11 protein-coding genes, 1 pseudogene and 1 riboswitch are annotated in these 10361 nt (G+C 38.1%); of the genes and pseudogenes, 5 read left to right on the plus strand and 7 right to left on the minus strand.

Features of this window, described 5'->3' with window-relative positions; all coding sequences use genetic code 11:
- The 3 genes from ACJHV0_RS04315 to ACJHV0_RS04325 all read right to left on the minus strand — a co-directional run.
- A partial coding sequence (locus ACJHV0_RS04315; RefSeq protein ID WP_483133474.1) for a hemerythrin domain-containing protein occupies positions 1–487 on the minus strand: 487 nt, incomplete at its 3' end.
- Between the two features lie 12 nt (positions 488–499).
- Positions 500–1654 (minus strand): tRNA guanosine(34) transglycosylase Tgt, encoded by a 1155-nt coding sequence (gene tgt, locus ACJHV0_RS04320; protein WP_483133475.1) that lies wholly within the window; start codon positions 1652–1654, stop codon positions 500–502.
- A 59-nt stretch (positions 1655–1713) separates the two neighbouring features.
- Positions 1714–1854, minus strand: a complete 141-nt coding sequence (locus tag ACJHV0_RS04325) for a hypothetical protein (RefSeq protein ID WP_200865324.1) — start codon at positions 1852–1854, stop codon at positions 1714–1716.
- A gap of 92 nt (positions 1855–1946) precedes the next feature.
- Here ACJHV0_RS04325 and ACJHV0_RS04330 point away from each other — a divergent pair, with 92 nt between their 5' ends.
- The 3 genes from ACJHV0_RS04330 to ACJHV0_RS04340 all read left to right on the plus strand — a co-directional run bounded on the left by ACJHV0_RS04330 (position 1947) and on the right by ACJHV0_RS04340 (position 3842).
- The gene (locus ACJHV0_RS04330; RefSeq protein ID WP_334237408.1) at positions 1947–2519 is read left to right on the plus strand and encodes a YceB family lipoprotein; all 573 of its coding nucleotides are present in this window, start codon (positions 1947–1949) and stop codon (positions 2517–2519) included.
- Between the two features lie 104 nt (positions 2520–2623).
- A complete protein-coding gene (gene cspD / locus ACJHV0_RS04335; RefSeq protein WP_483133476.1) occupies positions 2624–2842 on the plus strand; it encodes a cold shock domain-containing protein CspD in 219 nt (72 codons plus the stop codon).
- A gap of 88 nt (positions 2843–2930) precedes the next feature.
- The gene (locus ACJHV0_RS04340; protein WP_483133477.1) at positions 2931–3842 is read left to right on the plus strand and encodes a DMT family transporter; all 912 of its coding nucleotides are present in this window, start codon (positions 2931–2933) and stop codon (positions 3840–3842) included.
- A 63-nt stretch (positions 3843–3905) separates the two neighbouring features.
- On the opposite strand, the gene ACJHV0_RS04345 is transcribed toward ACJHV0_RS04340, so the two are convergent.
- The 3 genes and pseudogenes from ACJHV0_RS04345 to ppx form a co-directional block, all read right to left on the minus strand.
- Positions 3906–4775 (minus strand): MurR/RpiR family transcriptional regulator, encoded by an 870-nt coding sequence (locus tag ACJHV0_RS04345; RefSeq protein ID WP_025235933.1) that lies wholly within the window; start codon positions 4773–4775, stop codon positions 3906–3908.
- A gap of 9 nt (positions 4776–4784) precedes the next feature.
- Positions 4785–5249 (minus strand): annotated as a pseudogene (nanQ, locus tag ACJHV0_RS04350) (N-acetylneuraminate anomerase).
- A 218-nt stretch (positions 5250–5467) separates the two neighbouring features.
- Entirely contained in the window at positions 5468–6970 is a 1503-nt protein-coding gene (gene ppx, locus ACJHV0_RS04355) for an exopolyphosphatase (protein WP_483133478.1), read from the minus strand.
- Positions 6971–7162: 192 nt separating this feature from the next.
- Between ppx and ACJHV0_RS04360 the strand changes: the two genes are divergently transcribed.
- Positions 7163–7492 carry a DUF496 family protein gene (locus ACJHV0_RS04360; protein ID WP_025217386.1) on the plus strand — a complete coding sequence of 110 codons (330 nt, stop codon included), beginning with the start codon at positions 7163–7165 and terminating at the stop codon, positions 7490–7492.
- 65 nt (positions 7493–7557) lie between these two features.
- Here ACJHV0_RS04360 and nagE read toward each other — a convergent pair whose 3' ends face one another.
- Complete coding sequence (nagE, locus tag ACJHV0_RS04365; RefSeq protein ID WP_483133479.1) at positions 7558–9006, minus strand: N-acetylglucosamine-specific PTS transporter subunit IIBC; 1449 nt, start codon at positions 9004–9006, stop codon at positions 7558–7560.
- A gap of 289 nt (positions 9007–9295) precedes the next feature.
- Positions 9296–9480, plus strand: a riboswitch (Lysine riboswitch).
- Between the two features lie 95 nt (positions 9481–9575).
- Between nagE and ACJHV0_RS04370 the strand changes: the two genes are divergently transcribed.
- Positions 9576–10361: aspartate kinase (locus ACJHV0_RS04370; protein WP_483133480.1), on the plus strand; the 786-nt coding region annotated here is incomplete at its 3' end.

Here is a 10361-nt window from a genome sequence, read left to right on the forward strand (position 1 = left end):
TTTTACCCATCGCCGAGAGCTTATCTTCTGCTAAACACTCACGCCCTAGCTCGAAAAGTGGCTCTTCAATCGCAATATGCACATCATAACCTGCCACAAAACGCTCGATTAAGTCTCTATCGACATTTTCTCGTTCGCCTGCGAGCAAAGCTTCAAGCTGTGCAGATAAATCGTCCCAGTTTTTATGCAAATGAACGTGCTGGCGTTCTAACTCATCCACATCAGCTTGAGCTTTAGGCTGCACTTTAATCAACTCTGGAAAGAAATCATCTTCTTCGTCTTCGTGATGAAGTGGAGCTGATATGTTAAAGTAGTTTAAGATCTGCTGAACATCATTTTTTACTGCCTGGTTTACCCCATTCTTTTCAAGGTAATCAGGCAAAATTTGCAATTGTTTGCAGAAACTTTTTACTTTACTATGGCAAGCATACAACATATCAATGGGTTCAGCCCAGCTTGCAAAGGTTTGCGGTTCAAGTTGTTGCATATAAACTCCTTGTTACTCCTGATTATTCACTTCAGATTGTAAAGGTGGCACGTCTTTGCCAATTCGGGCATAGAATTCAACTACAAAATCATCAAATCGATCATCTTCAATGGCTTGGCGAATTTCTGCCATTAGGCGTTGATAATAGCGTAAATTGTGAATGGTGTTTAATCTTGCCCCTAAAATTTCACCACATTTATCTAAATGATATAAGTAGGCTTTAGTGTAATTTTTACAAGTGTAGCAATCACATTCCGGATCTAACGGTGCAGTATCCTCACGATATTTTGCGTTTCGGATTTTTACAATACCGTTAGTAACAAATAAATGACCATTACGAGCATTACGGGTTGGCATTACACAGTCAAACATATCAATACCACGACGAACGCCTTCCACCAAATCTTCCGGTTTACCTACGCCCATTAAGTAGCGAGGTTTGTCTGCCGGAATTTGCGGACAAACGTATTCTAAAATACGGTGCATATCTTCTTTTGGCTCGCCTACTGCCAAACCGCCCACCGCATAGCCGTCAAAGCCGATTTCAACTAATTTTTCTACTGAAACCTTACGCAGTTCTTCATATACTCCGCCTTGAATAATACCAAATAACGCATTTGGGTTTTCTAATTCATCGAAGCGATCACGTGAGCGTTTTGCCCAACGTAATGACATTTCCATTGATTTTTTCGCATAATCAAAGGTTGCCGGGTAAGGCGTGCATTCATCAAAAATCATTACTATGTCTGAACCAAGATCGTATTGGATCTCCATTGATTTTTCAGGCGAAAGGAAAATTTTCTCGCCACTAATCGGGTTTTGAAACGTAACGCCTTCTTCTTTGATTTTACGCAATTTGCCAAGGCTGAACACTTGGAAACCGCCAGAATCGGTTAAAATCGGTCCGTGCCATTGCATAAAATCGTGCAGATCGCCGTGCATTTTCATCACTTCTTGACCCGGACGAAGCCAAAGATGGAAAGTATTACCCAACAGAATTTGAGCTCCTGTTGCCGCCACTTCTTCAGGGGTCATTCCCTTAACTGTGCCGTATGTTCCAACAGGCATAAATGCGGGAGTTTCAACGTGAAATTCTCCTCTCGGACGGCTGAATGTTAGACGCCCACGACGAGCGTTACCACTTGTTTTTTTTAATTCGTACTTCATTTTCTATCCACAAATAAACAGTTCGTGAAAGCGGTCAAAAACCGCTAAAAATTTACAAATTAGAATCTAAAGCCTGTGCCAACGCCTAAGCCGATTCCAACACCATTTGAGCCACCACCGACTCCTACATTACCCCCAACGCCAGTTGATGAGCAAGCAACAATAGTTAAAATGCTAACGCATAATAAGAATTTTTTCATTTTTTGTATGTCCTAACATAAAATATGGGCTATGATAGCCAAGTACATTTTACCTTGTTTAAACTATTAAACCTAATTTTAAAGAATAAATTATGAAAATTTTACGTAAATTTACCGCTTTATTTATTGCATCAGCCGCAATACTTTCTGTTAATGCCAATATGCTGAGTATTAGTGAACAGGAAATTAATGATTATTTAGCAACTAAATTAAGTGAAAAAGTACCTCTTCAAGATAAAGTCGGTATTCCGCAGTTATTTGAATTAGATTATCGCCTTCATTCACTCACTAGCCAAATTGGTAGAACAAAAGAAAAGAAAGTTGCCATTTCAGGGGCAGTGGATGGCATTTTAAAAGCCAGAGGCAAAAAATATGATGCTTCGATTCATTTAAATATGGACACTACGCCCTACTACGATCCACAAAGAGGTGCATTATTCTTAAAAGATGTACGATTGCTGAGCTGGTCTGCAACGCCAGCCAAATATCAGTCTGAGCTTCAAATGTTCTTACCGATGCTTGCAGAAGGATTAGCTGGTTTTTTAAACAGCACACCTGTTTACACCTTAGATGAAAGTAAAATGAAAGAAGCGATGGTTAAAAAATTTGGTAAAGCAATAGTCGTTGAAGATGGGAACATCAGATTAGAAACATCAATTTTCTAAGAATTTTTGTGATCTCTGTCTAATTTCCACACTTTGATAGTTGAGCTTTTAAGCATTTTATTTAAAATCCGATTATCGTCATTCATTTATTTAGGGAGATTTATATGGATATCGGTATTGTTAAATGGTTTAACAATGTACAAGGATTTGGTTTTATTACATCGGATGTATGTGAGGGTGATATTTTCGCTCATTTTTCTGAAATCAAAACAGAAGGCTATCGCTCATTAAAAGTGGGGCAAAAAGTACAATTTGAATTAGTACAAGGCGATAGAGGTGCATCAGCTACCAACATTACCCCTCTTGATGAAAAAACATCATAATCTGCTGTAAAATAACCACCTTTCTTGCTATTCTACGCACATTTCTTATGCCTTAACGCTCGGTGTTAAACCGAGCTATATGTAATTTATGCCTCTTTCTCATCAGTTAATCTTCACTAATCTGCTCTATGTTTTGGGTATTGGTTTAAATATCGTATTGTTGCGATTTTTAAGCCTACATTTTGATCCGCTTAATAACAATGGTGTTAGATTTCTTGTAGGTGGTGTAGCCTTATTATTGTTGATTCTATGGAAATTCCGTTCATCACTCACTCAGTTTGTTAGAAGCCCGAAACTGATTGCAATTGCGTTATTTGTCGGATTAATGATGTCTGCCAATATGTATTTTTGGTTAAAAGGAGTGAAAATTACCAGTGCAGTTACCGCCTCAATTTTTGGCGTATTAGCAATGCCCTTCGGTGTAATCATTGCAGCTCTATTCTTTAAAGATGAAAGGGAAAGGATTAAAAATAAACGTTTTTGGTTTGGCTCAGTCTTAACCATTCTTGGTTCATTAGGCTTTGTCTGGTATGGCAAAACTATTTCTGTAGGAGAAGGGTTTGTTTTAGGCTCATTTTTTCTATTTCTTTCGATTATTATCCGCAATGTTCAAAATTTAGTCGTTAAATTCAGCCGAGAGCTTAACGTTTTTACGCTAAGCTGTGTAACCTCATTAACTACCTCCATTTCAAGCCTGTTACTAAGCCTACAAGCGGGCAAAATTAATGAAATTTTTGCAACACCAAGCTGGCTTTTATTCACGCTAATGGCTGTGGGTATTTATGCTATTGTTGCTGGAATGGTGCTTACATTTCATATAATCCAAACTCAAGGTCTGGTAACTTATCAAGTCTTGGAGCTATTAATGCCCGTTTCAACTGCCATTATTGCTTACATTGTACTCGGCGAACGCATTTCTATGGCACAAGTGGGCTTTGCCTGTATTGTTATTTTTGGCTCAAGCGTCGCATTAAAATTAGTAAAATTTAAGAAAAAATAGACCGCTTGTAATATGAGAAAACCTTTGGCTAATCAAATTAACCAAAGGTTTTCTTATTTAAGTCTAGCCTTTAACTCTCTGCTCTAAAATCACGTTTAAGGTTTTTTGTTTTTGTTTTAAGGCATTTTCAGGCTCAGCTTTTACTAACAAGGTGTAAATTAAATCCAATACAAAAAGTTGCGACATTTTTGTACCGATAGAATCTCCTTGCATATGCCCTTGTCGATTACCATTAATTAATACATAATTTGCTTCTTCCGTTACAGGGGAACGCAAGTTATGCGTAATTGCAACTGTAGTAGCTTTATTAGCCCGAGAGAAACGGAGTGATTTCACCACTTCCTCAGAATACCCCGAGTGGCTTATACCAATGACTAAATCACCTTCTTCAACAAGAGCAGCTTGCATATACATAAAATGGTTGTTGGTTACTGCATCAGTTTGTAGCCCGATACGCATTAATTTATGCTTAGCATCTTCTGCCGTTAGCCCTGAAGAGCCTACACCGAATAAAAATATTCTTTTGGCTTTTCGTAGCTCTTGTACAACTTTTTCCAGTACATCAAAATCAAGTAGATTAATAGTTTCACTAATTGCACTGTCCAAGCTGTTTTTTAGTTTATTAGCAATATCTTTTGATGTGTCTCCTTCAGATACATCTGTATCTAACAAAACACGTTTATCTTGATTTTGAGTAGCAAGTTCTATTGCCAATTCCAATTTGAAATCGGTATAGCCTTTAAATCCTAATGTACGACAAAAACGAATAAACGTTGCCTCACCGACATCTAAGTGCTTCGAAACTTCAGATAAAGAACATTGGCTCAGTAATTCAGGTTGAGATAAAATTACAGCTGCTATTTTCTTTTCCGTTTTTGTCAAACTGCTTTGTAGAGAACTAATTGTATTCAGAATTTTTCCTCTAGCAGACATTTTCGCCTCCTATAGTAATTCCACAGGTACTTTTACCACTAATTTTTTTAATACGTTGTTACTATTTACTGAATTACCCGGTTTATGTGGTTCGTAAGGTAAGAAAATAGCAAACATATTTGTTTTAAGTACAACTTCATTTTTATCATCAATCGCATCGGTGAGCTGGTAGTCATCTTCATCACGGTATTCATCATATTTTGATAAATCAGGCTGGCTTAAGCCGTATTCAATCATCTCTTCACCTTCAATCAATAATTGAATATCCACAAATTTGCGGTGCATTTCCGCTTTTTTACCTTCTGCCGGAGTGGTTTCAAATGACATCACATTCATACGAATACCGTCTTCTAAGTCCTGCCAGCCCAGTTCTAAATTAGCTAAATCTAAACTTTTTAATTTGCCGCAAAGTCTTGCAAATATAGGTGGTAATGATTTTGCGTAATCATCTCATGATAAATCGGCTAATAACATAAGATTTCCCTCAAACTATTCATAAAATATGCTATGACGTATTACTCCACAAACACTCATTTATGAAGATATACTCCAATAAAAGAAGAATAATGGCTTAACAGAATAATCTCAATAAGAAAATTTCAAAAATGCGAAGTAGATCAAATTTTATTAGCAAAGGAAATCATTAACGCCTTAATGGCGTTAATGAAAATAGTGAATGAAGATTATCTTTATTAAGAAATAGTTAAAGAAAGATCTGCCGTAGATAATGTCTTTTGCTCATCTTCTAGATCAGCTAATACTAATGGGTTCTGGCTTAAAAAGCTCTCATTAAATACTAAATTCCAATCGTTATTTTCAATAGTAAGAAAAATCTGCTTTGGCTCAATCGTGGCTTGACGGGAACGATTAAGTAGCACCGCTAACCTAAATAAACGAACTAGGGTTAAGATATCACGATATTGGTAGCGATTAATGCTACGAATATCAGAACGTTTGAATCCTTTAAGATGATACCGCATTAACACCGCTAACAATGTCTGTTGTTCAAAATCAAAACCCGGTAAATCTCTATTTGAAATCAAATAAGCGGAGTGGCGATGAACATTATTATGATTAACTACAATACCAATTTCGTGCAATAGACTTGCCCACTTCAGCATAGAACGAAAATCTTCAATTTGGCGACGATTTTTCCAACATCTAATTTGGTCAAAAAGTATAAATGCTGTTTTTTCCACTCTTGCGGCTTGTTTTTTATCTAAATCAAACTGCTCAACTAAAGCTTCGGCTGTGCGTTGGCGAATATCACCTACTTGGAAACTTTTCTCCAACCCATACATCACCCCCTCTCGCAGAGCACCGTTAGAATAACGCAAAGTCTCAATTTTAAAAGTATGGAAAAGTGCTAATAAAATAGCTAAACCAGGCACTAATACATCTGCTCGTTCTTCCAATAGCCCACGCATTTTTATGTCGTGTAACGATTTAAATTCCAAACATAAATCAATCATTTTTTGCAAACGAGGCTCGGTAATTAATCCATCACGATAGCCATTAGCAATGAGAACTTGATGAACGGTTTTAATTGTGCCTGAAGAACCCAGTGCGTGTTCCCAGCCTAATTCTTGATATTCCCACATCAAGTCCTCAATTTTTTCCATTGCAAGTTGATAAGCACTATCAAAAAGCTCAATAGTTAATTCACCTTTTGGGAAAAAACGTTTAGCAAAACTTACACACCCCATATGACGACTTTCCGCCCGAATTGGATTAAAGTTGTCGCCAATGGTAATTTCTGTTGAACCACCACCAATATCTACTACGAGCTTTCTACCCGTTTCAGGTTGTGTGTGGCTAACCCCTGAATAAATCAATCGGGCTTCTTCTTGCCCCGAAATAATAGAAATAGAATAAGGAAAAACCGCTTTTGCTTGGTCAAGAAAATCTTGTTTATTTGAAGCTCTTCGTAGCGTATAAGTACCGACTACTTTCACATTCTCCGGAGAAAAGCCTTTTAAGCGTTTAGCAAATAATGCCAAGCAATCGACACCTCTGTCGATAGCTTCTTGACTAAGTATTAAATTTTCATCAAGCCCATCAGCTAATCGGACACGGCGTTTAAGACGAGAAAGGACTTGAATTGAGCCATTCACAATACGGGCTACAATCATATGAAAGCTGTTTGAGCCTAAATCAATTGCAGCAAATTCACGAGGAGCGATATTTGATGACATAACAAAATCCCTTAATAACTATAAATGATAAGATATTACCATTTTTAAGCTAAATATCACTACAAAATTTAACGAACTTTTTGATAACAGATTTAAATCATAAAATTAACACAAAATTTTTTGACGAATTGGCAGAAAAAGACTAGGATTTACTTAATTATTTTCAATAAAACTCAACTAAGAGAGGTCTTTATGTCTGAAGTCAATAAATCATTCCACGATATGTTGGAATATGTGCATCTTTATCGTCTAAAAAACAAATTACACCGAGAAACTGCTGATAACGATCGCAAAATTCGTGATAACCAAAAACGTGTATTGTTATTGGATAATCTAACCCAATACATTACAGATGAAATGTCTATTGAAGAAATTCGAGCTATTATTGCCAATATGCGTGATGACTACGAAAACCGTGTTGATGATTATATGATTCGTAACGCAGAACTGTCAAAACAACGCCGTGAAATTCGCCAAAAAATGGCTGCTCATAAACAAGCACCAACGAATAAAAAAGCATAAAATTCAAGCGGTCAATTTCTTGCAAAATTTTGCGAAAAATTGACCGCTTGTTTATTGATTCAGTTTTAAAGTTTCTTCATTGCGTCTGCAACAAATTCCGCTTCTGTTCCCAAAATCACTTGGAACGCATTTTCCCCTAATTTGATATTGCCTTTCGAGCCAAGGGCTTTTAATTGAGCCTCATTAACTTTAGACACATCAGCTAAGGTTAAACGTAAACGGGTAATACAAGCATCAATATTGAGCAAGTTTTCTTTACCGCCTAAGGCATCAATAAACTGTTTTGCTCTTTCTTGATGAGATGTGGTATTGACCGCTTGAGCCTCAACATCATCTTCACGTCCCGGGGTTTTTAAGTTAAACGCACGAATTACAATGCGGAATAACGCATAGTAAACCACAGCGAACACTAAACCTTGCACCAACAACATATACCATTGAACGGCAAGCGGGTTACGGCTGGATAACACTAAGTCCACTAAACCTGCACTAAAGCCAAAGCCTGCGATCCACTCCATTGAAGCGGCGATATACACCGAGATACCGGTTAATAATGCGTGCACCACATAAAGCACAGGGGCTACAAACATAAAAGCAAACTCAAGTGGCTCAGTAATACCGGTGAAGAATGAGGCTAAAGCCGCCGCAAACATAATTGATGCAACTTGCACTTTTTTAGCCGGTTTTGCACTATGATAAATCGCTAATGCCGCTGCCGGTAAACCAAACATCATCACAGGGAAGAAGCCGGCTTGGTACATACCTGTTACGCCTACTACCGCTTTGCCTTCCGCTAACGACTTCGCTCCGCCTAAGAAGTTTGGTATATCGTTAATACCTGCTACATCAAACCAGAACACTGAGTTAAGTGCGTGGTGTAAACCAACAGGAATTAATAAACGGTTGAAGAAGGCGTAAATACCTGCACCGACTGAACCCATATCTTTGATTGATTCACCAAAAGATACTAATCCACCAAAAATCACCGGCCATACGTACAATAGAATAAACGCAACCACGATCATCACAACCGATACAACAATCGGCACTAAACGTTTACCGCTAAAGAAGGATAACGCTTTCGGCAATTCCACTTGGTAGAAACGGTTATAAAGTTCCGCTGAAATCACCCCCACTAAAATCCCGATAAATTGATTGTTAATTTTACCGAATGCCGCCGGTACTTGATCGACTGCAATGCCTTGTAATTGAGCCACCGCTCCCGGTGCAAGCAAGGTGGTAATCACTAAATAACCAACTAAGCCGGATAATGCTGCTGCCCCATCTTTTTCTTTAGACATACCAAAGGCAACACCCACCGCAAATAAAATGGACATATTATCAATGATTGCCGCCCCTGATTTGATCAGTAACGCTGCCAGCTGGCTGTTTGCCCCCCAGCCGTCCGGGTCGATCCAATAACCAATCCCCATTAATAGTGCCGCTGCCGGTAAAGCCGCCACAGGCACCATTAAGGCTCTACCGATTTTTTGTAGATAACCTAAAACACTCATACAAACCTCCAATTAATTAACTCATATTGAATAGAAATAGAATAGAAAAAAAGCATTTTAAAGACAATCACCTAAATTAAGTTTTGTGATCCATTTCAAAAAAAATTTTAGAGTAAAATTTCAAACTCACTATTCAAGCGGTCAAATTCTTGTAAAATTTTACGAAAAAATAACCGCTTGTTTTCACTGCTCCCCCTAAGTTTTTTCAAATATTCATTGACAAAACTCAGATAAAAAGGTATTTCTATACCGTTTTTTCAATCCATTGAAAAAAGAGTAATGGCATTGCCATTACAGGAGAGGTGCAACACTCAGGCAACTTAATTTGAGGTAACTAGGACCGTTTGAAAATTAAGTGATGGGAGTGATTGCCGAGGTGTGAATTCACTAGACTGGAATTAACATCGGCTGAGCAGGTTGAATCCTATCAGCTGTCATTTAATAGCAAATATTAAATGGAGTGCTCTGATTAATTGGTTCTCTAATCAAACCGTATAATCTACTCAAATTTCCTTTCCGAATATCCCCTAACACAACATTTATCTATTTTGTTTTAAGGAAATTTTATTATGTCTCATCTTTCTGTGGCTAAATTTGGTGGTACCAGCGTTGCTAATTTTGATGCAATGACCTCATCGGCAAACATCGTGATTGCAGATGCCAACACTCGTGTCGTGGTACTTTCTGCTTCTGCCGGTGTTACAAACTATTTAGTTGAGCTCGCAAATGGTTGTGAAAAAGAAAAACGTGATGAAATCATTACAGCCGTTCGCCAAATTCAATACAACATCATTGAAAAACTGCAACACCAAGACAGCGTTCGTGCTGAAATTGACGAATTATTAGATCGTATTGAAACCCTAGCAGAATCTGCAAGCCTTGCGACCTCTGCGGCATTAAGCGATGAATTAATCAGCCACGGCGAGATGATGTCCACCAAAATCTTTACCCAATTACTAATTGAGCGTGGACACCCAGCCGTATGGGTTGATGTGCGAGACATTGTAGCGACGGATAACCACTACGGTAAAGCTGCCCCAAACGACGAAAAAACCCAACAACAATCCGATAAAGTTATCAAACCACTTATTGAAGCAGGTAAAATCGTAGTTACTCAAGGCTTTATCGGTCGTGATGATGAAGGCAAAACCACAACTCTAGGTCGTGGTGGTTCAGATTACTCTGCCGCCTTATTAGCCGAAGTATTAAATGCTAATGATGTATTAATTTGGACGGATGTGCCGGGCATCTACACAAGTGATCCACGAGTTGTACCAGATGCACAACGTATTGATACAATGGCATTTCACGAAGCAGCAGAAATGGCGACTTTCGGTGCAGAAGTGCTTCACCCG

It is taken from the genome of Mannheimia sp., from assembly GCF_056854775.1.

Bases quoted from the DNA above. Each gene is read 5' to 3' on its own strand.
- cspD (WP_483133476.1), top strand. From the start codon at position 2,624: ATGGATATCGGTATTGTTAAATGGTTTAACAATGTACAAGGATTTGGT.
- nagE (WP_483133479.1), bottom strand. From the start codon at position 9,006: ATGAGTGTTTTAGGTTATCTACAAAAAATCGGTAGAGCCTTAATGGTG.
- ppx (WP_483133478.1), bottom strand. From the start codon at position 6,970: ATGTCATCAAATATCGCTCCTCGTGAATTTGCTGCAATTGATTTAGGC.
- ACJHV0_RS04325 (WP_200865324.1), bottom strand. From the start codon at position 1,854: ATGAAAAAATTCTTATTATGCGTTAGCATTTTAACTATTGTTGCTTGC.
- ACJHV0_RS04330 (WP_334237408.1), top strand. From the start codon at position 1,947: ATGAAAATTTTACGTAAATTTACCGCTTTATTTATTGCATCAGCCGCA.
- tgt (WP_483133475.1), bottom strand. From the start codon at position 1,654: ATGAAGTACGAATTAAAAAAAACAAGTGGTAACGCTCGTCGTGGGCGT.
- ACJHV0_RS04345 (WP_025235933.1), bottom strand. From the start codon at position 4,775: ATGTCTGCTAGAGGAAAAATTCTGAATACAATTAGTTCTCTACAAAGC.
- ACJHV0_RS04360 (WP_025217386.1), top strand. From the start codon at position 7,163: ATGTCTGAAGTCAATAAATCATTCCACGATATGTTGGAATATGTGCAT.
- ACJHV0_RS04340 (WP_483133477.1), top strand. From the start codon at position 2,931: ATGCCTCTTTCTCATCAGTTAATCTTCACTAATCTGCTCTATGTTTTG.